Origin of the sequence: Mesorhizobium sp. B2-1-1, from assembly GCF_006442975.2 — a bacterium.
GTDB lineage: Bacteria > Pseudomonadota > Alphaproteobacteria > Rhizobiales > Rhizobiaceae > Mesorhizobium.
In genome coordinates, this window is record NZ_CP083954.1 from 5,207,170 (window position 1) to 5,230,387 (window position 23,218).

Annotated in this window: 21 protein-coding genes; 10 read left to right on the forward strand and 11 right to left on the reverse strand. The window is 62.4% G+C overall.

What is annotated here, in order from left to right; genetic code table 11:
* Positions 1–3 precede the first annotated feature (3 nt).
* From FJ972_RS25475 to FJ972_RS25485, 3 genes are all read right to left on the reverse strand, one after another.
* The gene (locus FJ972_RS25475) at positions 4–966 is read right to left on the reverse strand and encodes an ABC transporter permease (RefSeq protein WP_140524778.1); all 963 of its coding nucleotides are present in this window, start codon (positions 964–966) and stop codon (positions 4–6) included.
* A gap of 9 nt (positions 967–975) precedes the next feature.
* Positions 976–2,487, reverse strand: coding sequence for a sugar ABC transporter ATP-binding protein (locus FJ972_RS25480; RefSeq protein WP_140524779.1), 1,512 nt, complete (start codon positions 2,485–2,487; stop codon positions 976–978).
* Positions 2,488–2,555: 68 nt separating this feature from the next.
* Positions 2,556–3,602, reverse strand: a complete 1,047-nt coding sequence (locus FJ972_RS25485; RefSeq protein ID WP_411961462.1) for a substrate-binding domain-containing protein — start codon at positions 3,600–3,602, stop codon at positions 2,556–2,558.
* 355 nt (positions 3,603–3,957) lie between these two features.
* On the opposite strand from FJ972_RS25485, the gene FJ972_RS25490 reads away from it, so the two are divergent.
* Both FJ972_RS25490 and FJ972_RS25495 read left to right on the forward strand, forming a co-directional pair.
* Positions 3,958–4,608, forward strand: a complete 651-nt coding sequence (locus tag FJ972_RS25490; RefSeq protein WP_140498346.1) for an SGNH/GDSL hydrolase family protein — start codon at positions 3,958–3,960, stop codon at positions 4,606–4,608.
* 81 nt (positions 4,609–4,689) lie between these two features.
* Positions 4,690–5,760, forward strand: coding sequence for an ROK family transcriptional regulator (locus FJ972_RS25495; RefSeq protein WP_224646902.1), 1,071 nt, complete (start codon positions 4,690–4,692; stop codon positions 5,758–5,760).
* Here FJ972_RS25495 and FJ972_RS25500 read toward each other — a convergent pair.
* Positions 5,754–6,548, reverse strand: coding sequence for a class I SAM-dependent methyltransferase (locus tag FJ972_RS25500; RefSeq protein ID WP_226880421.1), 795 nt, complete (start codon positions 6,546–6,548; stop codon positions 5,754–5,756). The two genes, FJ972_RS25495 and FJ972_RS25500, sit on opposite strands and share 7 nt — an antisense overlap.
* Before the next feature lie 283 nt (positions 6,549–6,831).
* Between FJ972_RS25500 and FJ972_RS25505 the strand changes: the two genes are divergently transcribed.
* The gene (locus FJ972_RS25505; protein WP_140524781.1) at positions 6,832–8,376 is read left to right on the forward strand and encodes an alpha/beta hydrolase; all 1,545 of its coding nucleotides are present in this window, start codon (positions 6,832–6,834) and stop codon (positions 8,374–8,376) included.
* Between the two features lie 159 nt (positions 8,377–8,535).
* Here FJ972_RS25505 and FJ972_RS25510 read toward each other — a convergent pair whose 3' ends face one another.
* Positions 8,536–9,063: a c-type cytochrome gene (locus FJ972_RS25510; protein WP_140524782.1), complete on the reverse strand. Its 528-nt coding sequence runs from the start codon at positions 9,061–9,063 to the stop codon at positions 8,536–8,538.
* Between the two features lie 122 nt (positions 9,064–9,185).
* Positions 9,186–10,310, reverse strand: a complete 1,125-nt coding sequence (locus tag FJ972_RS25515; protein ID WP_224619146.1) for an acetylserotonin O-methyltransferase — start codon at positions 10,308–10,310, stop codon at positions 9,186–9,188.
* A 579-nt stretch (positions 10,311–10,889) separates the two neighbouring features.
* On the opposite strand from FJ972_RS25515, the gene FJ972_RS25520 reads away from it, so the two are divergent.
* Positions 10,890–12,326, forward strand: a complete 1,437-nt coding sequence (locus FJ972_RS25520) for a PLP-dependent aminotransferase family protein (protein ID WP_140524783.1) — start codon at positions 10,890–10,892, stop codon at positions 12,324–12,326.
* A 12-nt stretch (positions 12,327–12,338) separates the two neighbouring features.
* Here the strand turns inward: FJ972_RS25520 and FJ972_RS25525 are convergent, their stop codons facing one another.
* The gene (locus FJ972_RS25525; RefSeq protein WP_140524784.1) at positions 12,339–13,292 is read right to left on the reverse strand and encodes a DMT family transporter; all 954 of its coding nucleotides are present in this window, start codon (positions 13,290–13,292) and stop codon (positions 12,339–12,341) included.
* A 262-nt stretch (positions 13,293–13,554) separates the two neighbouring features.
* Here FJ972_RS25525 and FJ972_RS25530 point away from each other — a divergent pair, with 262 nt between their 5' ends.
* The 3 genes from FJ972_RS25530 to FJ972_RS25540 all read left to right on the forward strand — a co-directional run bounded on the left by FJ972_RS25530 (position 13,555) and on the right by FJ972_RS25540 (position 16,413).
* A complete protein-coding gene (locus tag FJ972_RS25530; RefSeq protein WP_140524785.1) occupies positions 13,555–14,508 on the forward strand; it encodes an AraC family transcriptional regulator in 954 nt (317 codons plus the stop codon).
* A 128-nt stretch (positions 14,509–14,636) separates the two neighbouring features.
* Positions 14,637–15,338, forward strand: coding sequence for a nitroreductase family protein (locus tag FJ972_RS25535; protein WP_224681810.1), 702 nt, complete (start codon positions 14,637–14,639; stop codon positions 15,336–15,338).
* Between the two features lie 157 nt (positions 15,339–15,495).
* The gene (locus FJ972_RS25540; RefSeq protein ID WP_140524786.1) at positions 15,496–16,413 is read left to right on the forward strand and encodes an NADP-dependent oxidoreductase; all 918 of its coding nucleotides are present in this window, start codon (positions 15,496–15,498) and stop codon (positions 16,411–16,413) included.
* Positions 16,414–16,605: 192 nt separating this feature from the next.
* Here FJ972_RS25540 and FJ972_RS25545 read toward each other — a convergent pair whose 3' ends face one another.
* Positions 16,606–17,511, reverse strand: a complete 906-nt coding sequence (locus FJ972_RS25545; protein WP_140524787.1) for a LysR family transcriptional regulator — start codon at positions 17,509–17,511, stop codon at positions 16,606–16,608.
* 117 nt (positions 17,512–17,628) lie between these two features.
* Between FJ972_RS25545 and FJ972_RS25550 the strand changes: the two genes are divergently transcribed.
* The 3 genes from FJ972_RS25550 (at position 17,629) to FJ972_RS25560 (ending at position 20,008) form a co-directional block, all read left to right on the forward strand.
* Positions 17,629–18,051 (forward strand): DoxX family protein, encoded by a 423-nt coding sequence (locus FJ972_RS25550; protein WP_140524788.1) that lies wholly within the window; start codon positions 17,629–17,631, stop codon positions 18,049–18,051.
* A 119-nt stretch (positions 18,052–18,170) separates the two neighbouring features.
* Entirely contained in the window at positions 18,171–18,887 is a 717-nt protein-coding gene (locus FJ972_RS25555) for a nucleoside-diphosphate sugar epimerase (RefSeq protein ID WP_226880424.1), read from the forward strand.
* A 605-nt stretch (positions 18,888–19,492) separates the two neighbouring features.
* Complete coding sequence (locus FJ972_RS25560) at positions 19,493–20,008, forward strand: TMEM175 family protein (RefSeq protein WP_226880636.1); 516 nt, start codon at positions 19,493–19,495, stop codon at positions 20,006–20,008.
* 55 nt (positions 20,009–20,063) lie between these two features.
* Here the strand turns inward: FJ972_RS25560 and FJ972_RS25565 are convergent, their stop codons facing one another.
* From FJ972_RS25565 to FJ972_RS25575, 3 genes are all read right to left on the reverse strand, one after another.
* A complete protein-coding gene (locus tag FJ972_RS25565) occupies positions 20,064–20,429 on the reverse strand; it encodes a hypothetical protein (RefSeq protein WP_210239845.1) in 366 nt (121 codons plus the stop codon).
* 107 nt (positions 20,430–20,536) lie between these two features.
* Positions 20,537–22,300, reverse strand: a complete 1,764-nt coding sequence (locus FJ972_RS25570; protein ID WP_140524789.1) for an MOSC and FAD-binding oxidoreductase domain-containing protein — start codon at positions 22,298–22,300, stop codon at positions 20,537–20,539.
* Positions 22,301–22,329: 29 nt separating this feature from the next.
* Complete coding sequence (locus FJ972_RS25575) at positions 22,330–23,145, reverse strand: DUF427 domain-containing protein (protein WP_226880426.1); 816 nt, start codon at positions 23,143–23,145, stop codon at positions 22,330–22,332.
* Positions 23,146–23,218: the final 73 nt, after the last annotated feature.

Here is a 23,218-nt window from a genome sequence, read left to right on the forward strand (position 1 = left end):
CGCTCAGAGCCCCATCTTCTTGCGGGATTGCAGCCCGACCACGGCCAAGAGAATGCCGCCCTTGATCGCCGTCTGGACAAAGGGCGAGACGTTGGCGAGGTTCATGCCATTGGCCAGCAGTGCCATCACAAGCGCGCCGATCACCGTGCCGTGCAGGCTGCCGATTCCGCCTGAAAGCTGGGTGCCTCCAAGTGCCACGGCGGTGACCGTGTCGAGTTCGAAAAGCAACCCGACATTTGGATCACCCGACACGATGCGCCCGGCCAGGAAGACACCGGCAACGGCCGCGAAACAGGAGCAGACCACATAGGCGAGGATGATGTTGCGGCGATCGGAGACGCCGAAATTGCGGGCAGCGCTTTCGGCCCCCGACGCGATGCCGCCGCCGATCGCAAACAGATGCAGGCCGTATCGCGATCCGTAGAGCAGCTTCCAGGCCAACAGCATCACGACGATTCCCCAAAAGACCGGATAAGGAATACCGAGGAAACTGCCTGAGACGGCAGCAATGACGATCTCCGGAACGGTGCCGCCGGAGACGGGACGCAAGATGCGCGTGATGCCAAGGACAATGTACTGCGTCGATAGCGTGGCGATGATTGGATGGACGTTGAAACGGGTGATCGCCAGGCCGTTGATCAGCCCGATGAATGCGGCCAGCACGAAGACCGCCGGGATCAGCACGATCGCCGGCTGGTCGAGCGCCAGCACCGCCGTCGTGAAACTGATGACCGAGCCGACCGATAGATCGAGCCCGCCGACGACCACGACGACGAGTTGTCCGACCGCCGCGATGACCAGCGGCATCGCCTGCGCAACCAGGTTGAAAAGGTTTTCGGCCGTTGCGAACTGCGTCGTCTGAACCGACAGCCACAGCGAAATGAGCAAGGCAACCAACAATGGAAGACCCCATTGGCCCTGCCGTGTGTTCCGGCCACTCACGATGTTGGACAGGCTACGATACATGGAAGGCCCCTAGTGCCGGCGCGCCGAGCCGCCCGTCAGGGCCGCGTCGAGGATCTTGTGCTCCGTCGCCTGTGCTGCCGGCATTTCGGCCACGATTGTGTCGTGGTGGACGACATAGATGCGGTCGCACAGCCCGATCAGCTCGATCGTCTCGCGCGACAGCACCAGCACCGCGCCACCCTTGCGGGTGAAGTCGCGCAGCAGATGGTAGATCTCGGACTTGGCGCCGATGTCGACGCCACGGGTCGGCTCTTCCACCAGGAGAAGATCGAGATCCGCGGCGAGGTAGCGGCCGAGCAGTACTTTTTGCTGATTGCCGCCCGACAGCGAACCGACCGGAGCGGACGGCCCTGTCGCCTTTATGTTCATGACATCCATCATGCGGGCGATGACGCTTCGATAGGGCCGCGCCGGCGCAAGTTCGCGTCGCCTCGAATGCAATCCGATGGCGATGTTGTGGGCGATCGGCAAAGCGAGAAAGAGCCCCTCCTCCTTGCGGTCCTCGGGGACGAAACCGACCTTCAGCTGCTGCAAATGGCGAACGCCTGATGATGTCGAGAGCGGCATGTCGAGCGTTTTGCCGTTGATGGAAATCGTCCCGGCAAAAGGATGGTAGCGGCCGATGAGGGAGCGCAAGAAGCGCTGCTGGCCCTGTCCCTCAAGCCCGGCGAGGGCGACGATCTCGCCCTTGTGCAACGTCAGCGACAGAGGCTGCGATGTCTCGGTGATCCTGAGATTCTCGACGCGCAGGATTTCGCCGCCCCTGTCGCCCGTGCGATCTGGGAACAGGTCCTGGAGTTCGCGCCCGACCATCATGGCGATGAGTTCGTCTGCGGTGATCTCGGACACCGTTCTGGTGCCGACCAGTGCGCCGTCCTTCAGCACCGTCACAGTGTCGCACAGCTCGAAGATTTCCTCCATGCGATGCGAAATGTAGACGATTGCCTTTCCCCTATCGCGCAGGCGGCGGATATTGCGGTTGAGCACATCGACATCGGCCGCGTTGAGCGCCGCTGTCGGCTCGTCGAGAATAAGCACGCCGGCGTCGGCCTGGATGCAATGCGCGATCTCGACGAATTGCCGCTCGGCAATGGTCAGGTTGGAAACGAGTTGCGAGGAGTCTAGCGTGAGACCGAGTTCGCCGAGTGCCTTGGCGGTTCGGCTGTTCATCGCGGAATAGTCGATCGAGCCGAACCGGTTCGTCGGCTCCCGGCCGAGAAACATGTTCTCGGCGATCGACAGATTAGGCAGCAGCGAGTGTTCCTGGAAAACGGTCGAGATGCCGGCATCGAGCGCGGCGCGCGGTGACTTCAGATCGAGCTTTTCCCCATTCATGAAGATCCCGCCGGAATCGGGCTGATACACGCCCGCCAGGATCTTCATCAAGGTCGATTTTCCGGCGCCGTTCTCGCCCATCAGGGCGTGAACGCTGCCGGCCTTCAGATCGAGGGAAACGGAGTGGAGCGCCTTGCTTCCCCCGAATGCCTTCGAAATGTGCGACATCTCGATAAGATTGGCCACTAAACCCTCGCTTCACCACTGGAAGGGCCCGCGGGGACGCTTGTCCACTCCCCGCCGGCCACGGCGTGTCACTTCTTGCCGTAATATTCCTTGAGCTTGTCTTCGGGGAGTTCGCTCGGCCACCAGACATTGGCCGTCAGGTCGTCGCGATAGTATTTCGCGGCCTTGTCCTTGTCCCAGCCATCAGGGTTGTAGACATAGCGCTTGTAGAGTTGCTTGCCCTCGAGCAGGGCTACAGCGGCGCGCACGCCGGCAGCACCCTGGGCCGGGCTGTATTCCGGAGAGATCGACTTGAATCCATCCGTGATCCACTGGCCGAAATAGCCATTGTTGCCCTCGCCCGAAATCGGCGGGATCGGCGTGCCGAACTGCTTGAAGACATCGACGCAGGCGCGCGTCATGTCGGCGCCGGACGACCAGATGCCGTCGACCTGCGGATTGTTCAGATAGAGCGTCTCGCACAGCTTCTTGGCCTTGTCATACTGCCAGTCGCCATGCTCCTCGGCGATGATCTGCACATGCGTGCCCTTGAGCGATTCCAGCAGCCCATTGTAGCGGTTGGTGTCTTCCGGGTGGCCGGCAAGGCCGCGCAGGACCCAGATCTTGCCGTTGTCGCCAACGGTCTTCACCAGCCAGTCGCCCATTACCTTGCCGAAGTGCTCGGCTCCCCCTTGGATTTCGGTGGTGTAGGCATCGGAATCGATGCGGCCGGTGTGAAGGATGACAGGGATGCCGGCGGCGACCGCCTTGGCAATGCTGGCGTTGGCCGACGTGCTGGTCACCGGCTGAACGATGATCGCGTCGACATGCTGGGCGATCAGATCCTCGATATCGGCTACCTGCTTCTTCTGATCGAAGCCGGCATCGAGGAGGATGAACTTCGAGATGCGCTTGTCCTTTGCCGCGGCATTTTCCGCCTCATGCGCGACCTGCACGGTCCAGGTGTTGGCGTTGACGCCGAAGTCGCTCATTCCGATGACCCAAGGGGGATCCTTCTTGAATGCGCCGGCCTCGGTCATGCGCGTGTCGTCGGGGCGCGGCGCGACGCCGTCCATCAGCTTGACATCTTCCGCGTGCGCCAGGGACGTTACGGCAAGCGCTGATACAACGAGCATCCCCAGCCAGACGGTTTTCAGCAATCCTAACATTGAACTCCTCCTTGTGGTTGCTCCGGCCGTACGGACGCGCACGGGCCGCGAGACGCTCTCCCGATGCATGCTTGTCGTCGCGAACCGACCTATGCACGCAATTCTCCCGCCCCCGAACACATGTGTGTCGAGGCCCAATTTCGGCTGGACAATGATGACGGTCGAGAACTCCTCCGGGCACTTTAGAAGCATAGTGGGTTTGACCTGTCAATAGTTAGTCATGTTGAATGACTATTCCGTTGCTTGCCTTTCGCCACTCCGCTATTCATCATGAAGAGCGCTCGTCCTGCACCGGCGCGCGGTCAGTCCCGGCGGGAAAATCATGCGATCAGTCTTGTGCTACGGCGACTCCAACACGCACGGCCAGATCCCCGGCAAGGGGCCGCTCGAGCGCTATGGCCCGGCTGAGCGCTGGCCGGGGATACTGCGCGCTCAGCTAGGCCCCGACTGGTATGTCATCGAGGAAGGATTGAGCGGTCGAACCACCGTCCACGACGATCCGATCGAGGGGGCACACAAGAACGGTAGAACCTATCTCCGCCCCTGTCTGCAGAGCCATGCGACGCTCGACCTCGTCATCATCATGCTCGGCACCAATGACCTCAAGATCCGCTTCAACAAACCGCCGTCGGAAGTGGCTATGGGCATCGGCTGCCTTGTCTACGACATCAAGGAACTGGCGCCCGGTCCGGGCGGCACCACACCCGAAATCATGATCGTCGCACCGCCGCCGATGCAGGACGACGTCAAGGAGTGGAAGTCCATCTTCGCCGGCGCACCGGAGAAATCGCGGCTGCTGGCGCTCGAGTTCGAGGTGCTGGCGGATTCGCTCGAACTGCACTTTTTCGATGCTGGCTCGGTGGTGTCCTGCAGCGAAGCGGACGGATTTCACATCGATGCCGAAGCGCACAGACTGCTTGGCATCGCACTCGCCCGCGCGGTCGATGCGATCGGCTGGAGCCGCTCGACATGAGCAACCATACCGCCGCCCGGCAATGCGCTCTTACCGATGGGGCGACCCTTGCCTGACATGAGGTTTGCACCACCCAATCCCTTGCGCATCGCCGATCGTGCGAGCGGGCTGAACGCGTTGAGCGTGCGCAGCTACAACGAGCGTCTGGTGCTGTCGCTGCTGCTTCAGAACGAGGGCATATCGCGGATGGAAATCGGCGAGAAGACCGGTCTGTCGGCGCAGACGGCCTCGGTCATCGTCCGCTCCCTCGAACAGGAAGGGCTGGTCTCGCAGGGCGAGGCGCAGCGCGGCCGTGTCGGGCCCCCCACCATCCCGCTTTCACTCAACCCGGAAGGTGCCTACGCGGTCGGCGTCGGCTTCAGCCGGCGCAGGATCGACATCGCGCTCATCGACTTCATCGGCACCGTGCGCTTCCACACGCAGTTGCCCGCGGATGAAGCCAATCCGTTTCCGCAAAACAACGATTTGCTTGCGACGATCAGGCAAGCCATGACGAGCCTGCCGGTCGAGGCGCGCAGCCGGGTCGCGGGTATCGGGCTGGCCGTTCCCGATGAGGTCGACGCCATGGCTGCAACCGGCAACGGATCGAGCACGTCCCTGAAGGCTTTGCAAAGCGAGATCGAAGAGCAGATCAAGCTGCCGGTCTTCGTCCAGAACGACATCACCGCGGCGGCCGGCGGCGAGAGCATGTTCGGCGTCGCAAAGCCGCTGAACGACTATTTGTTCTTCTATCTCGGAGCTAGGCTGCAGAGCAGGCTCATCCTCAACCACCAGATCTATAAGGGAAACTCCAGTGCCAGCTTCGATCATGGCCTCATGCGCCTGGAAAGCGAACTGGCCATGCGCGGACGCTCGTCCGAAATCATCTGGAGCAGCAGCCCTGAGTGGCCTGATCTTGGAGAGGCCTACACCGAATGGCTGGGGGAATGCTCAAACCGCCTGAAAGCATCGATCTCGGCGCTGACCCAGTTTGTCGAGTTCAGGACGGTCCTCCTGTCCAGCTATGCGCCGCAGAAAATCGCCAAGGCCTTGTGCGCCGATATCGGCCGGGAATTTGCCGCTGTCCAAGCGTTGCCAGCGCGGGTGACCATCAGCCCGAAAGCCGTCGGCGCAGCCAGCCTGCCGTTCAGCTCGCGGTTTATGATTCAATGATCGGAACGCTGATAACAGAAGGGTTGCAAAGCCCCATCTGAGACGTGGATGCACGCGGTTTGAATGTCGGCTAACTCCGGTGCGAGAAGCTGTCCCTCACGCCATCTTCTGTGACCTCGCGCATCAGGAACGGGATGCCGACGACCGTCATCGGCAATTCCGCGCGGAAGCGGATGTGCGTGGGACCTCGTAATGCACGATCTGGCCTGGGGTGATGGCCCGTCACCCTGTCGGAGCACCGCGACGCCGGCGTAGTGGCTTCCCAATTGCCAGAAGGGCAGCGGGAACCGCCCGCGCTCCTCTTCAACGATGCGGAAGCCCGCCTCTCGGATCAAGTGCAGCGGTTGGCGGTTGAGATGACAGCCGCCGGCGATCTGTCCCCACGGCTTGTTCATCCGCTCCTGCCATCTGCGGCCGCGCGGCCCCTCGGCCTGGCCGTGCTCGATGAAGATCAGCCGGCCCATAGGTTTCAATATGCGGCGGATCTCGGTCAGCGCCGCGTCAGGGTCGGGAATGGTGCAGAAGGCATAGGTGACGACGACCGTGTCGGCGAGGCCGTCGATCAAGGGCAGCCTTTCGCCGCTGGCCCGGATGCAGTCGACGTCGAACGGCAGGGAACGGATCTTCGGTTCGGCCAGGCCAAGCATCGTGCCGTCGGGATCGATGCCGACCAGCCGCTCCACCCTGGCGGCGTCGTAATAGGGAAGGTTCAGGCCGGACCCGAAGCCGACTTCGACGACAATGCCCTGCGCCCGCGGGATCAGGCGCCTTCGCATGCGCGCGAACACGTTTGCCGAACAGCCGGCGTGGACGAGGTAGGGAGCAATGCAACGTGCGTACCAGGAGAGACAGGATTGGCACATGTCTCAGCCTCCTTTCCCTGCGTTCTTGACGCCGATGGGAACGCCACCCCCGGCAATGGCCTCGGACGTGCAATGCTGGCTGAGAGTATTGACCGGTGACATTTCTCGCTCCAAGGAGTCTCCTGATCGGGCCCGATCGGCCCGCCGTCGTGGGATGGATAGAAGGCCGGCGTCCCCTGAACGTCTCCGCTCGGCCGCGTACGGGTCGATGGAAAGATTGGAGTTCCGACTTCTGGGGTTTCCGGAGTTCCGTCTGAACGGGCAGCCCGTGGAGCTCGCCTTGCGCAAGGCGGCCGCGCTCCTCATCTATGTCGCCGAGGCCGGCGGGCCCGTGGCGCGCGAGGTCGCCGCCACGCTTCTGTGGCCCGAAGCCGACGAAGAAGCCGCACGAGCACGCCTTCGGCGCACACTGCATAAAATTCGCATCGCGTTCGGCACGGAGGTCATCGCCGCCACGGGGGCATCCCTCAGCCTACACTCGGCGCTTTTCGTCGAGCTCGACTCCAAGGTTTTCGAGCATGCCTGCAATGTCGGCCCTCTCGATGAGGCGTCCGACATCTATAAGGGCGACTATCTCGGCGGCTTCTCCCTTCGGGATTGTTCGGAATTCGACGAGTGGGTCTTTTTCAGGCGCGAGGCCTTGCGTAGCCGACTGGTGCAGACGCTGGAGCGTACCATCGAAGCGAAGATCGCCGGCGGCGAACCACGCAGCGCGGTCGTGCATGCGACGCGCCTGGCGGCACTCGACCCCTTGAGCGAAAGTGCGCACCGTCACCTGATCCGCGCCCACCTGGCGGCCGGGGACAGGGCGGCAGCCGAGCGCCAGGCCGAAAGCTGTGTCCGGCTGTTACGAGACGAACTCGGCGTAGCGCCGGACCCGGCCACGCTTGCCCTGGTGCGGGAGCCAACTCAAGATGTCACTTTGGACGTGCCCAGGACGCGCTACGTCGAAGTAGACGGCATCCATCTCGCCTATCAGATCGTCGGCAGCGGACCGACGGACATCGTGCTTGTTCCCGGCTTCATTTCGCATGTCGAGCGTATCTGGGAAGACAGACGCTGCCGCGCCTGGATATCAGCGGTTTCGCGCTTGGGCCGCCTGATCCTGTTCGACCGGCGCGGCATGGGACTTTCCGACCGTGTCGGTGTCCGTGCCACAGTCGAAACGACAACGCAGGATATTCTGGCAGTCATGAACGCGGCCGGCAGCAGCCGCGCCTTGCTCATCGGCGCCTCGGAAGGCGGGCCGGGTTGTGTCCGTTTCGCCCTCGATCATCCGGATCGGCTCATCGGCCTTGTCCTGTGGGGCTCGCTCGCGAAAGGCAGCCGCGCGTCGGACTATCCCTTCGCCTTGACCGCCGCGCAATACGATCTGTGGAAGCAGCGGCTGATCGCCGGCTGGGGCGGCCCGGCGGAAATCGAGACCTTCGCCCCCAGCCTCTCCGGAGACCGCCAGGCGGAGACCTGGTGGGCGGGATTGCTCAGGGCAGCCTCCAGCCCCGGCGCGGTCGCGGGTCTGCTCGAAGCGCTGCGTGATACCGATGTCCGTTCCCTGCTCGCAAAAGTCTCGGCCCCGACGGTGGTCCTGCACCGGTCCGGCGACCGCGCCGTGCGCGTCGAGGCAGGGCGGCTCCTGGCCGCCGGGATCCCGGGCGCGCGGTTCATCGAGGTCGCCGGTGACGACCACTGGTTTTGGGTCGGCGACCAACAGCCGCTGCTCGACAGCATCAGCGCGCTTGCACGAAGCAGCTGATGCGCGATTGCGGCGTCAGCCGCCGTCAGTTCCGCGTGTGGAAATGGCTGTGGGACTGACCGCGAATGGCGAGGCCGGCGTGGATGCCATTTTGGCCATGCTCCGGGACGACGCCGGGCGGCGTCGAGCACGACGTCCGGTGGAAGGCCGGTTTTCGGCCTATTTCGGTGCAGCGGCAGCGGTTCCGCCCGGCGGTATGATCCGCATCATGGATCTCGACACCGTGTCGCCAGGCTTGAACGGGACCGGGACCTTGTTGCTTACCGGCTTCACGCTTTGCAGGAACGCCGCGATCGCCATGGCATCGTCCGCTGTGAGATGCGCAAAAGCAGGCCAGGGCATAATCGGCGCCAGGGTGCGGCCGTCCGGCCGCTGGCCCGTCTGGATCGCAGCGACGATCTGCTCCGGGGTCCAGCTGCCGATGCCGGTCTCCTTGTCGGGTGTGATGTTTCGACCGGGAAAGACACCGACGCCAGGTATCTCAAAGCCCACATCCGAGCCGCCAAGAAAACGCGACATATCGGGTTTGCCGAAGAAGTAGCCGGGCGTGTGGCAGTCGTTGCAGCCGGCGATCGTGACCAGGTACTCGCCACGCGCGACCTGCGCGTCGTCGGCCATGGCGGCGTATGATGGAAGGGCGACGACCGAGGCCGTGAGTAATGCGAGACGAACTGACGCTGGAAACATGGTTTTCTCCCTTGGTTTGTTCTTGGCTTCTCCTATGACCTTTGTCGTGCTCCCGTCGGGGGCTGCCGTTACGCAGCCCGGCCAGCCGATTGCGGCGCACCTGATCCGCTCTACGTTGCGCCTTACGGTTTGCGGCCGATCACGGCGCCGTTCGCGGCGGGAGCATCGAACCAGACCGTCTCGACGTGCCTGAATCCGGCTTCCTCGAGCCACGCCGAATACTCGGCCGGGGTGTAGTTTCGTCCTTCCGTCTCGATCAGCATGTTGAGGCTCATCAGCGCGGCCGGCGCCGGGCCGGTCTTTTCATCATTGACGAGAAGCTCGCTGATGACGACCGCGCCGCCGCTTGGCAAAGCCTCGAAGGATCGGCGCAGCAGGGCGCGGTTCTTCGCCTCGTCCCAATCGTGCATGATCATCGACAGGAGATGCACGTCGTGATCCCCGGGAAGCTGTTCGAAGAAATTGCCGTCCGCGGTCTCGATGCGGTCGGTCAAGCCGGCCTCGGCGATCTTTCCCGCGGCGATCGCGGCGACATGCGGCAAGTCGAACACGGTCGCACGCAGCGCCCCATATTGTTTGCAAAGCTCGATGTCGTACGCGCCCGATCCGCCGCCGATGTCCAGGAGGCGGCGGAAATGACTGAGATCCACGGCTTCGCCGAGCTTGCGCGCGGTCATCGTGGAAAGCGAATGCATCGCCTCCCAGAAAAGCGCCAGCATCGTAGGATCCTCGCCCTCGAACATCGAGGATTGCACTGCCGGATCCCATGTGGTTGGCCGGTTCGTGCGCAGCGCCTCTGCAAGCCTTCCCCAGCCCGCATAGAGTCGCTTGTCGGCCATCTGCACGAAGCCGCCGAAGTAATACGGCTTACCCTTCACGAGATAAGTTTCGCTTAAGGGCGTGTTGCGATAGCGGCCGTCCGTTTTCTCCAGGAGCCCAAGTGCAGCGCAGCCGGTCAACAGCATCTCGGCCGGTCGTTGATGCAGGCCGAGCGCTTCCGCCAAACCGGCAACCGTGATGGCGGCGCCGCTCGCAAGGCGGCTGAAGAGGTCCAACTCGTGCGCGGCGGCCAGAGTCTTGAAGGCCCAGAAACCGGTCGAAAGCGCCATCAGTGGGACAGCGGAAGGAAGCTCTTGCTTGGTGACGATTGGTCGGTCGGCCGCGCGCAGCCCTGTCTCGCCCGGGATCGAACCGGGCTGGTGGGCAAGCGTTGTCGTGCGCGTAGCAGAGCGCTGATGGTTGGGCATGGCACTCTCCCCAAAATGTTGACGGTTGGTTCGCAGCTTCGAGCCGCGCGGTGGTCTCGACGGCGCGGGTTTCGAAAATGCCGCCGATCGAATGGTCCACCAGCAAGCGGCGGCGGCCTTGTGCTCGCAAGGCCGCGCCGATGGCGCGCAATAGGGTCAGCCCTGGCGACCGGCGTAGGATCGGCCCCGTGGTCCGAATGTCCCTCAACAGCTCGGGGGACAAATCCGCGATTGCCCGACCTCTTGAGACGGATAATTGCCAAGTCTTGAGGGCCGCGACTGTGGTTTTCGGCATAGACCAAGGTAGTCGCACGCTCGACGGGTGATGGATTCGAGTCTCCGCTCGAGGCATTTCAGCCTGCCATAGCCAGCCATCCGCTTCTTCCCTTGCCGCCGAAGCAATGGTAAGGAGGCTAGAGGACCGATAGAAGTGCCAATTCATGGATTCTTGGCCAGTCCAATTCCAATTGGCATGACGACACTTGCAAGGCGCTACCGCTAAGCCAGCGCAGGACGCAGGAGGACTGGTGGCAGGCTGAATTCCAGTGCCTGCGTCAGACCAATTCCAGTTGCTGAACAATGACCGCCTTTCACATAAGCCTGGTCGGGCGCAAGAATCTCAGCGGCGAGATTTATCGTCAGATACGGCGCGCCGTTCTGGATCGACGGCTGCGGCCCGGCGACCCTCTGCCGCCTGGCCGCGAACTGGCGCGGACGCTTGCCGTGTCGCGTGCCACCGTGACCGTGGTTTATGAACGGCTCGCCGCGGAAGGGTTCGTGACATCCCGGCAGGGGTCTGGGACGTTCATCAGCGAATTGGTCGTGCCGGCCGGGCGAGAAAAGACCGGACGCCGATCTACCGGCGTGCTCCAGCCACGCCAGATCTGGGAGGCGATAGCCCCACCACCCGCATTCGAGCCGGTTCGGTTCGACTTTCACGCCGGGTTTTGCGATGCTTCGCTGTTTCCGCACGGGGCGTGGCGGCGGTCGGTGGTTTGGGCGCTGCGTTCGGGCGAAGCGACCGCCGGCACTTACGAGCATCCCGCCGGACATCACGATCTCAGGGTCGCAATCGCCAGGCACATAGGCATCTCCCGAGGGATCGGGGCGGCTGCGGACGACATCATTGTCACAAACGGTACGCAGCAGGCACTGGATGTCCTGGCCCGCGTCCTGCTGGCACCGGGCGATGCAATTGCCATTGAAGATCCGGGCTACGGTCCTCCGAGGCATTTGTTCAAGGCCTTGGGTATTCGTGTGGTCGGTGTACCGGTGGATCGCCAGGGCCTGGTCGTTGATGCGCTACCGCGCGGAGTCCGAGCCGTGTATGTCACGCCGTCTCATCAATTTCCGCTTTCGGTGACGATGACGCTGCCGCGCCGGCAGGCGCTGCTGGCCTGGGCCGAGCGAAATAACGCGGCCATCATCGAAGACGACTACGACAGCGAGTTCCGTTTCGGGGGCCGTCCCCTCGAGCCGTTGCAGACGCTCGACGCAAAAGGCCGGGTCATCTACGTCGGCTCCTTCTCGAAGACAATGCTGCCGACGCTTCGGCTGGGCTTCATATTGACGCCGCCATCGCTGCGAGCGGCCGTGCACAAAGCGAAATTCGTCAGCGACTGGCATTCATCGACCCCGGCGCAAGCAGCGCTCGCGCGTTTCATCGATGAGGGCGCCTTTGCGCGTCACATCCGTCGGGTGAACGCAATCTACCGGGAACGGCACCAGATCATCGCGAACGCCATCGCCAATGATTTTGCCGATCATCTCGAGCTCATCCCATCGACAACGGGGCTCCATCTCACCGCTCTTGCCCGGAAAATGTCAGCGGACCGGATCGCCGAGGTCGCCCGCCGCGCAGCCGATCGCAGCGTCGCCGTCCAGATCCTGTCACGGTTCGCCGTGAACGCCATACCGCGAGCCGGCATCATGCTGGGGTATGGCGCCATTCCGACGCCCCGCATCGAAGAAGGGTTGCATTTGCTGCGCGCCTGTTTCGACAGTGAACCGCCCTGACCTTCGATTTATCTACGCCACGCGTGGTTGAGCTGGCCTGGGTTTGACCACGGTGGCGAGTACGATGCCGATGACAATGAAGGCCGCGCCGACCAGATCGTAATCGTGCAAGCCCTCGCCGAGCAGCAGATAGGCTAACACAGCGACGAACACCGTCTGCAGGTAGAGCAGCATGCTCGCTCGGCTCGCGCCGAGCGTTTCCACGCTTTTGTTGTAGAGATAGTACATCAAGGCGCCGCCCGGACCGGCCAGATAGGCGAGCGCGAGAATGCTGTGGACGTCCATGGCGGAGCGTTCGTCGTTGAACAATTCCCACACATGGAACGGCAAGGCGACCAGCGCACCAGCGCCGAGCAGCAGCACGACCATCGGCAGGAGTTCGATGCCGAATTTGGCACGGCGCAAAAGCACGGTGTACAGGCCCCAGCAGAACGCGCTGCCGACGATCCACAGCTCGCCGGCGTTGAACTTGAGTTGCAGCAGCGCCGTCAGGTTGCCGTGGGCAACGATGAAAATCATCCCGGCGAGCGCAACCAGCGCGCCTAGCGACTTCCACAGCCCGAGCGGCTCGCCAAGCACGAAACGGGCGAGCACCATCGTCATGACAGGCGACAGCGCCATGATGATGCCGGCCGTGGTGGCGTCGGTGTCGTTGAGGCCATGGTAGATCATACCTTGGCACAGGGTGAGGCCGATCGCCCCCACCGCGACGACCTCCACGACGCGCGTTCGCAACAGTCCGACCATCGCGTCGTGATGACGGTGCACGATCGGCAGCAGGATGGCGCAGGCAAGCGTCAGCCGCCAGAAGCAGAGGCCCCAGGGCGGCATTTCAGGCGCCACCCATTTGGCCGCGATATAGACGCCAGCCGAAAGCAGCCAGCACAGGACGGCGGCCGGATAGCCGGTCACGGAGGGCACGACCTTGGGTTGCGCGACGTGGTGCGCTATCGGCATTGCCTGCATGTCATGCCCTCCCCTTCGATGACGTCGGCCCGATGCGACAATATAGCCTGCGCGGTTGGGTCGTGCATCCGTTTTGAAAGGCGAAAGAAACTGCACTTGGCCGCGGCGCCTGATACAGGCCCCCTGTTCCGATCGTGCGGCGCTCGGTGGCTCGCTCGCGATCCAGGCGCGAGCGTAGCCGGGTTTGGAAATGTGAGCGACAGATAGAACCAGTGCACAATTGCGATAAGATGTTTTCACCATTTCCGGTTTTCGAGGTCCAATGTCTGAAGTGGACTGGCTCAGCCATCTCTTGCAAATCATCACCGTTACCGGCCAGCTCGAGGTCCGCTGCGCCTACGGTGCGCCGTGGCGCATTGCCTGGAGCAAGGCTGCCGCAAACGAAATTCCCTACCATGTCATCGTCAGGGGCCGGGCCATTTTGGAGGATCCGGACACGAGAGCAGCAAGGGAGCTGGTGAGTGGAGATATTGTGCTGCTGCCTCACGGCGCGGCGCATGTGCTGCACGACGGCAGCGGGCAAATACCAATCCCTACCCAGCAACGGCGGGGGGCTGCCGGATGGATGCTGAGCGAGAATGATGGCCAGGGCGAGCAACTGGATCTGCTGTGTGGGCGATTTTTTATCGCGCCGCCCCATGATCGGCTTGTCCACTACCTGCCTGCGGATCTGGTGGCGCGGTCCAAGGATGGCGATGAAGAAAACGGCATCGGCTCCGCCTCCAGCCAACTGGCCGGCCTGGTGACGCTGATGCGAATGGAGGCCGCCGGAGACAGAGCCGGAGGACGGGCCATTCTCAACGCGCTTTCTTCGGCCCTGTTCACATTGGTACTGCGCGCGGCCAGCCGATCCGGGAAAGCCCCCGAAGGTTTGTTGGCCCTGGCCGGCAATCCACGGCTTGCTCCAGCCATTTCCGCGATGTTCGCCGATGCGGCACGGCCCTGGAAACTGCCCGATCTGGCCGATTTGTGCGGGATGTCGCGCGCTACGTTCATGCGCCAGTTCCAGGACAAGCTGGGTCGCTCCGCCCTCGATTTGTTGACCGATCTTCGCATGAGTCTGGCCGCCAACGAGTTGAAGAAGCCGGCGATCAGCACCGAGGCCGTGGCCGAGACCGTCGGGTATCAATCCGTTTCGGCGTTCCGGCGTGTCTTCGCCGAAAGGATGGGGATGACGCCGGGGGAGTGGCGGCGACTGGCGCACAAGGGCGAGTAAGACGCGCAGTCTGGTATCTGGAAGGCCATTTGATCCTTTCACGCATCATATTGAGCTTATTCAGTCTCGAGATAATCACTCCTCCCCGTAAATTAGGCTAGGCAATCACTTGATAAGGGAGCCATCCAATGAACTGCCTCGCCACCACCGGACCCGCAACCCGCGTAGCCGCCCAGATATTCGCGCAAACCGGGAAGAGCGAAAACGCTTTCGCGACGAATGCCGTCATCGAAACGATCCTGAGCCGCAGCGCCGCCAAGTACTACGATCCCGCTGCCACCCTGAGCGACGACCAAATCCGCGACCTGGTGCGTATCGGCACGTCCGCGCCAACCTCCTTCCACCTGCAGAACTGGCGCTTCATCGCCGTACGCTCGCCGGAAGCCAAGGCACGGCTGCGCCCGATCGCCTGGAATCAGCCGGCGATCACCGATGCGGCCGTGACCTTCATCATCATCGGCAGGCTGGCCGATGCCAGCACCGTCCCAGCCCGCCTGGCGCCCGTGGTGGAGGCCGGCATCATGCCGGCGCACCTGGTGCCGGAATGGGAGATCCCCGCTCGCGGTTTGTATGACGATCAGCCGCAGCGCCAGCGCGACGAGGCGGTACGCTCCGCGACCTTCGGCACCGCGGCGATCATCTACACGGCCCGGTCGCTGGGCATGGGTTCGACACCGATGATCGGTTTCGACGCCGAGGCGGTGCACCGCGAGTTCGGCCTGGCCGAAGACGAAGTGCCGGTCATGCTGCTGACCGTCGGGCCGGAGCGAGCCGGCAACTGGCCGCAGAAGCCGCGCATGCCGGTGGCCGATGTCCTGGAGTTTGCATAATCCCCGGCAACTCCAGATCTTACGGAGACGAGGATGGCAAGAACTGCCGCTCTCGTGGAAGGCGCCGCGCCAATGGCTGATTGCATGAGAGATCGAAAAGTCCTTCCACGCCCTTAAAATTACCCCGAACCAACAAATGTCTGAGGAGACAATTCCCATGAAAGCGATCGTAGTGACGGACCAGGCTGCAGGAACGGCCGGGATGAAATTGGTGCAGCGGCCCGAGCCGCAGGCGGCGATAAACGATGTCGTCGTCGAAATTCATGCGTCGGGGTTCGTCCCGACCGAGCTGACGTGGCCCTCGACCTGGACCGATCGCGTCGATCGCGACCGGACGCCATCGATCCCCGGGCACGAACTGGCCGGAGTGGTCACCGCCCTCGGCTATGGCACGACCGGGCTCTCGGTAGGCCAGCGGGTGTTCGGCCTCGCCGATTGGTATCGCGACGGCACCCTGACGGAGTATATCGCCATCGAGGCCCGCAACCTCGCGCCACTGCCGGGCGATGTCGACTTCACGGTGGGCGCTAGCCTGCCGATCTCGGGCCTGACCGCGTGGCAGGGACTGTTTCAGCACGGCCGTCTTCAGGCGGGGCAGAGCGTCCTTGCGCATGGTGCGGCCGGCGCCGTTGGGTCGATGGTGACGCAGCTCGCACGAGAGGCCGGTGCCTACGTCATTGGCACGGGCCGCCCTGCCGACCGCCAGAAGGCGCTCGACTTCGGTGCGAATGAATTCGTCGACCTCGAGAACGACACCCTGGAAGACGTGCGCGGCGTCGATCTGGTGTTCGATGTCATCGGCGGCGACATCCAGAAGCGGTCCGCGGGCCTGATCCGAGCCGGAGGCACGCTCGTGACCGTCGTCGGCCCGGCCGAGACGCGGCCCGTGGATGCCCTGGCGGTCGACTTCGTCGTCGAAGCCGATCGTGCCCAGCTGAGCGAAATCGTCCAGCGGGTGCGGGACGGACGGCTGCGGACAAACATCGGCAAAGTCGCGACCCTCGACGAGGCGATCGCGGCCTTCAACTCGACCGAACGACGCGCGGGGAAAACGGTCATCCGTGTTCGCCCGTGAGGACTTGGGGGAGAGAGGACGGTTCCTCTCTCCCCGATTTCGTCCAGACGGGCGGCTCCGGATAGGCTGCGAGCAGCGAGATCTCATGTCGAACCCGGTTGTTTTCAGTGTCGCATTCTGTTGGCCCGCGACCGCCGACCGGCAGACATACTCAGGATGGCAATTTCGGGCGGGACGAAGATGTTCGTCCCGCTATTCGAGATACGGCGCCAGTACATCTTCGATCCATTTCATGAATGCGCGGACGCGGCGCGACAGATTGCTGCGATGTGCTACGACGAAGGACACGGGGATCGCCCGGCGACGCAAATCGGGCATGATCTCCACCAGCGCTCCACTCTTCAAGTATTGGCCAATCCCCAGGAGTGGCGCTTGAATCAGGCCAAGGCCGGCGACGGCAGCAGCGTCGTAGGTCTGCGCGCTGTTGACGTGTAGCGCGCCTGGCAACTGAAGCGTCGCGTAGCCGTCGCCGTCCGGATATTCCCATCCATGCGGTCTCGCGCCCAGCATCGTCGAAAAATGAATTGTCCGATGTTCCTGGCGCTGGAGGTCGTCCAGCGACCGAGGGACGCCATAGCGCGCCAGATAAGCGGGACTGGCGGCGTTGACCATGCGCAACAGGCCCAGCGGACGGGCAATCAGCGTCTCGTCTCCGATGGGACCAAGTCGCAAGACGCAGTCAAACCCCTCTTGAACCAGATCGACTTGCCGGTCGGTACTCGACACCTCCAGCTCCAACTCGGGGTGAGCCGCCATGAACTCCGGCAAGGCCGGCACGATCGTCGTGCGCGCCACTTCGGTCGGAAGATCGACCCGTAAGCGCCCGCGAAGCGCCACGCGATCGCCGGCGAACATCGAGTGCAGATCATCGACTTCAGCCAGCAGATCGCGGGCACGGGCATGAAACGCGCGCCCGTCCTCCGTCAGGCGCACGCTGCGCGTGGTGCGGTGCAGGAGCCTGGCACCGACGTCTTCTTCCAGCTTCCGGACCGCCGTCGAGGCCCTCCCCTTGTGGATGCCCAGGCTATCGGCCGCGCGGGTGAAGCTGCCCATTTCCGCTACCGTTATGAAAATGAGGACGTGCTCGAGATTCTGCATTTTCGTACCTCTATTGTTTTTTATAAAGAGAACAGTTGGTTCGTTTTCTCGGTGTTTATCACACTCAGGAGGCACAGTAAGTTTCGGATATGGGATCTCCCCATCGGAGAACGACAAGTGTCCGAAACCATGAACCCGCGTCAGGCAGCCGAAACCGTGACCTTGCATCGCGCCCTGTGGGCCGGCCGGATCATGAGCGCGTTTGTCGTTATCGCTCTGGTGGCAGACGGCACCATTCAGCTTTTCGCGCCGGCACAGATCGCGGGCATGTTGCAGGAAACCGGGTTCGCGATGGACCTGACCCGTGTCATGGGCCCGATCATACTCGCCTGCGCCATCCTCTACGCCATTCCGGCCACCGCCGTCCTCGGCGCGATCCTGGTAACGGGCTTTTTGGGCGGCGCCATCTGCGCCCACGTCCGCATTGGTGAGTTGGGATCGCCGCCGGAGATCATTTCCCTGCTTCTGGGCGCGCTGGCGTGGGGCGGCCTCTATCTGCGCGATCCCCGAGTCCGGGCCATTCTACCACTCATCCATTGAACCAACCGGGGCAGTGCCCTGTCCCTCGACATCAGGAGAAAACACATGTTTCTAGTCATGGGAATCACGGGAAAAGTTGGCGGCGCAACGGCAGAACATCTGTTGGCGCACCGCAGCTGGTGGAGGGCGATTGGAATGATCGGGCAGCCATCGAGCAAGCGCTCGGAGGCGTCGAAGGCGCGTTCGTCATGTTGCCCCCTGTCTGGGCGCCCTCGCCCGATTACAAAGAAGCAAAGGGCGTGATTGCAAACTATGTCGAGGCGCTCACCAAGGCAGCGCCGCCGCGAGTGGTTGCGCTTTCGTCGATGGGCGCGAACCGAACCAGCGGGCACGGGGTGATCACGGCCCTGTCGCTTCTGGAGCAAGGTCTTCGCGACCTGAAATCGCCAATCGCATTTGTGCGCGCCGGCGGGTTCTTCGAAAACTTCCTCTACGGCTTGCAGGTCGCCGAAGGCGGAACGCTACCGGTCTACTACAATCCGACAAACCGGAAATCGACCATGGTCGCGACGGTCGCAACCCTTTTGACCGGGCCGGCGTGGTCGGGCCAGCGCGTCATCGAGGTTGGTTCGATGGTCACCGCCGATGACGTCGCGGGGCAGCTGGGTGAGGTCCTCAATCGCGACGTGAAAGCCTTTGCAATCCCGCGTGCAGGGTGGGCGGAAGCCTTCGAGCAATTCGGCATCCCGAAAGGCCACTCCGGACCTGCCCAAGAAATGTTCGAGGCCGTCAACGCGGGATGGATGGACCTCGGCGTCGCGAGTACGGAGCACGTAGCCGGTACGACGTCCGCACGCGATGTGTTCGAGGCTGCACAGAACGCCGCCAAGGCGTAAGTCCGGGAGAGACGGAGACTTCCCGCGTTAGACGCGGCGCGGGAAGTGCTCAGCCGTTCACGCGGAGCGAGCGCCTCGGAAGCGGATGTGGCAGGCGAAAACAAGACGTGCCGGTTGGCGCGCTTACCGAGCGCCCGAACGTCTATGAATGGCAGGCGCGCTGATCGATCCGCTGCCGGTGCTCTATTATTCTTCCTCGAGCCCCCTCTACGGGGGGGCGGTGAAGGAGTGGGGGGCTGAGGCGGTGCCCTTCAGGCTTGAGGTCGGCGCAAGGCGAATGCGCGTTTGTTGGACGGCTGCTATGCGCCTCTTTCCCGCCATTCAGCAAACTTTCAAACGTTCCCGAAAGTGGTCGTTTTCGTCTGCGTTCATGGCGGCAGAGATGTGAGCCGGATCCGAGCGGATCATCGATCTTCATTGCCTTCCCGATTGGCGCTTGGTTTGAGTGGCACGGGAAGACGCTATCTCGCAAGACCCTGAATGCCGGAACTCCGAGCCGAGATAGGTAAGTCGACAGCCAATTGACGTAAATATCTTGCCCTGCGACTCTAGAAACGACTGAGCATGTTCTCTGATGGCGTATTCGCCGTCTCATCACCGTGCTGGTGCTGGAGTTGAGACCACCCGGTCAGCCGACTTTCGTTGCGTTGCTATCCCTGTGGCCGACGTGGCTGAGTTACGCTGTGAGTTACATCTTCATCGCCATCGTCTGGGCCAATCACCACTACCTCATGCGCTACGCTCGCGAGACGACACCGCACCTCATGTGGTTCAATTTCGCGCATTTGTTTTCGATCTCACTGCTCCCGCTATCCACTGCTTGGATGGCGGTGAGCGAACTGGAGCCGCAGCCCGTAGCCTTTTACGCAGCCGCCTTCTCTCTGGTGAATGCAACCTACATCGGGCTGATCTGGGAGCTGCTCGATCGGCGAAGCAGCGTCAAGATTTCGCCCAAAGTACGCAGGCTCATGCGCGTCCGATCCTTTACGACCTTGGCCCTCTTCGGCGTGGCTGCAATGATTGCGCTGAAGTACCCCCTTGCGGGCTTGGGTCTCTGCATCTGCTGTCTGCTCGGCTATTTGAATCCCGAACCGCCAATGGCTGAAACGCGGCGAAACTGACAAAAGTAGGCCTAACTCCGCAGCATTTTTGCGATTTCACAGCGCTGCTCGCGCATCACACATCAGGGTGTCCCCGTTCCTGCAGCACCCAAGTGTTGCCATCTGGATCCGAGAAGCCCGCGAAGCTGGCATAGTCTCGGTGGTTGGGGTCGAAACCTGGGGCGAACGCCCCACCCCAGCCGTCGATCGGAGCCTTGTGCTTGAGTTCGCTGACTTCGACTCCGCGTTCGAGCAACCGGCTTCGCGCAGTCTCAATATCCGTAACGACAAGATAGATGTTGCGAAGCGACCCTGCGGGCGCGTCCGTAACGCCTTTGCCGAATTGTATTGAGCAGTGGGAGCCAGGCGGCGTGAGCTGGACCACACGGAAGGTGGTGTTCGGCGCATAGTCGACATCGAGCGCAAAGCCGACCCGGTCCACATAAAACCGGAGCGCACGATCGATATCGCGGGCAGTGTGACAACCTCAAGCGATAATATTCCGAACGCGGCTGTGCCAGACTTCATAGTCCGTCCCCTTCGATTAGCTTACAAATCGATGACTAGATCACGGGTCGGTTGCGAGCAGCAAATGAGAAGGTTGCCGTCGGCCGGCCTTTCAAGCGGTTCAGGCTCATAGGCGATCGCGCCTGATATCAACCCACTTTCGCAGTTGTGACAAACACCGGTTCGGCATGACCACCGGGAGGGAACGTCACAGGCCTCTGCCAGCTCCAGAATGCTCCGGTACACTGAAGGGTTCCAATGGGCGGCTACACCACTTCGAGCGAAGGAGACCAGCGGACCGGCATCGGTGTCGCCTTCCGGCAGATGTGGCGCGCGCCGCTCGCTGGCAACAACACCGGGGTTCAGCGGCTCGCTCCCGTTGAAGATCTCGATACGAACGCGATCCGGGGCGACGCCCGATGCGGCTAGCGCCTCTTTCATGTCTGCCATGAAGTCGACAGGTCCGCAGAGATAGACGTCCGCGTCCTGCGGGATACTGACACTATTGAAGACCAATGGTGATAGGTGGCCGGTTGCATCAAAATCGACGCCGAGTCTGTCGACCGGGTCTGGCCTGCTATAGCAGACATAACTGCGACCATGGGGGAGACTGGCCATCAGACGGCGGACTTCGGCTGCAAAAGGATGGTGCCGTCTGTCGCGAGCCGCGTATAGCCAGAGGACCTGCCGCGTGTCCCGGGCTGCCGCCAGCGCGTATAGTATTGCCAGAAGAGGTGTCGCGCCGATGCCTGCGCTGAGCAGTACCACGGGGCTCTGCCCAGGCTGCAATGTAAAGCTTCCGCGCGGCGAGCTTACGTCGACAAGATCGCCTATCCGCACATGATCCCGCAGAAAAAGGCCGGCCGTCCCGTGCGGTTCGATCTTGACGCTGATTCTGTAGCGCTCTTCCGAGAGTGGGCCCGAGAGCGAGTAGCTGCGAAATAGCGCAGCACTGGAACGGGTCGGGCGAAGGCGCAGCACGATATATTGACCAGGTAGAGCGGGCGGGAGCGGCTTTCCATCGGGATGCCGCATCGACAGAGAGACGACGTCCACGGACTCCTGCTCTAGATCAGCCACCGCGAGCGGCTGAAATCCGGGAGCAGCAGGGTGTAACGCGGCTGGCGGAGCGAGCCCGGCATTGCCGCTCTCTACGCCGGTCGATTGGCTGCGCAGCAAAGCCTCAAAAGAACCCCGCCATCCTGGCGAAAGCGCTTTGATCCGCGCCGCGCGCTCCAATTCGACGCGGGGATGTTCCGGTGAATAAAGCAGTGCATTCAGCTCAGCGACGGTTACCCGTTCATTCGCTTCGCCCACCTTGAGGATTTCGTCGCCCGCTCCTACCTCGCCTTCTTGCAGAACTCGGAAGTAGAATCCTGGCCGGCCGCTGGAAGTCAGCAATGCCGGCATTCGGGGCTCGTCCATGCGGATGCCAACCCGGTAGCATGTGACGCGAGGTTGAGTGACCTCGAAAAGCGCGCCTCCAATACGAAATCGATCTCCGATGCAAACTGCATCGTCTTGCAAGCCCTCGACCGTGAAGTTTTCGCCGAACTGACCATAGACGAAGTCGGTTCTGTTCAGGTGCTTCTGCCAGTAGCGATATGATGCGATTTGATAGACGAAGACGGCCCGCTGCTCGCCCCCGTGCCCAGCGAGGTCGCCCTGACCGTCGCCGTCCAAATTCAATCGGCCAACGCGACAACGTCCGGCTACCGGGTTTTTGAAAATGCCGGTGTATACTGTGCGGTCATTCCAAGAGATGTTGCGCGGAAGCCCCACGTTCACGGACAATAGTCGCGCCATGCTCCGCTCCGTTTAATCGCGACCGGTAGCTAGCCGCCGGCAATCATTTCGGGGCCTCCACCAGGTGCCCGCTCCAACTCGGCCACATCGAGATTTCGATCAGGACCGTGAGGGACGACCGTCTGGCCAGGCTCGAGATGAAGCTGAACGTCGTCGAGGAAGACCGGAACTATGTCCGGCTCAAACGACACAAGGTTGGAAATGCGGCGGACTTCGGGATAGGCGTCGGTGTAGGACCATGCCGCCTGACGAGCGTCGCCAATAGAATAATAGCTGCAGAGCCCTTTGTAGGGACAGAACGTCTGAAGCTTTACCGCTGTGAGGGAGGACTCGTGGATGTCATCACGAGGGACATACCAGCGTGGAGCGAACCCGGATTCGTAAAGGCCCAATGGATGCCTGGTATCCGCAACGACGCGGTCGTTGTAGCGGACCACGAGGTGACGAGAACTCTGTCGAATATCTACGCGATGGTATGGGTCGGCAGCATGACCCAGGATTCGTTCGTCTTCTTCATAGAAGGCATCCATGGCGCGCCATGCGAACGCCAATCGTCCCTGGAGTTCTGTTGCATGGGCAGGGAGGTTCGTGTGTTGCCACGCTCCTCTGGCGGCCACGTGTTGCTCGCCTACCCGGACAGTGTACCATGAAGTAGACCCAAGATCAGGATGTTGGGTGATCTGCTCTGTCCGCTCCAACACATGTGCTGAAATGTCGGACTCCGGAAAATAAGCTACCGGGTAGCGGGCGGGTTCAAACAGTAGGAGAACGTCGTCGCTTTCGGCAACCCAAACCCCGCCAAACAATACGCGCATGCGCCGGCGCAGCCGTTCCACATATAACATTCTCTTGGGCAACGCTTCGGGGACGAGAAACCGACCGATGGCTCCCGTCGAGAGAGGACCTTGTTGCCAAGAC

Bases quoted from the DNA above. Each gene is read 5' to 3' on its own strand.
- FJ972_RS25475 (WP_140524778.1), bottom strand. From the start codon at position 966: ATGTATCGTAGCCTGTCCAACATCGTGAGTGGCCGGAACACACGGCAG.
- FJ972_RS25485 (WP_411961462.1), bottom strand. From the start codon at position 3,602: ATGCTCGTTGTATCAGCGCTTGCCGTAACGTCCCTGGCGCACGCGGAA.
- FJ972_RS25490 (WP_140498346.1), top strand. From the start codon at position 3,958: ATGCGATCAGTCTTGTGCTACGGCGACTCCAACACGCACGGCCAGATC.
- FJ972_RS25505 (WP_140524781.1), top strand. From the start codon at position 6,832: ATGGAAAGATTGGAGTTCCGACTTCTGGGGTTTCCGGAGTTCCGTCTG.
- FJ972_RS25510 (WP_140524782.1), bottom strand. From the start codon at position 9,063: ATGTTTCCAGCGTCAGTTCGTCTCGCATTACTCACGGCCTCGGTCGTC.
- FJ972_RS25515 (WP_224619146.1), bottom strand. From the start codon at position 10,310: ATGCCCAACCATCAGCGCTCTGCTACGCGCACGACAACGCTTGCCCAC.
- FJ972_RS25520 (WP_140524783.1), top strand. From the start codon at position 10,890: ATGACCGCCTTTCACATAAGCCTGGTCGGGCGCAAGAATCTCAGCGGC.
- FJ972_RS25525 (WP_140524784.1), bottom strand. From the start codon at position 13,292: ATGCAGGCAATGCCGATAGCGCACCACGTCGCGCAACCCAAGGTCGTG.
- FJ972_RS25530 (WP_140524785.1), top strand. From the start codon at position 13,555: ATGTCTGAAGTGGACTGGCTCAGCCATCTCTTGCAAATCATCACCGTT.
- FJ972_RS25535 (WP_224681810.1), top strand. From the start codon at position 14,637: ATGAACTGCCTCGCCACCACCGGACCCGCAACCCGCGTAGCCGCCCAG.
- FJ972_RS25540 (WP_140524786.1), top strand. From the start codon at position 15,496: ATGAAAGCGATCGTAGTGACGGACCAGGCTGCAGGAACGGCCGGGATG.
- FJ972_RS25545 (WP_140524787.1), bottom strand. From the start codon at position 17,511: ATGCAGAATCTCGAGCACGTCCTCATTTTCATAACGGTAGCGGAAATG.
- FJ972_RS25570 (WP_140524789.1), bottom strand. From the start codon at position 22,300: ATGGCGCGACTATTGTCCGTGAACGTGGGGCTTCCGCGCAACATCTCT.
- FJ972_RS25575 (WP_226880426.1), bottom strand. From the start codon at position 23,145: ATGTTATATGTGGAACGGCTGCGCCGGCGCATGCGCGTATTGTTTGGC.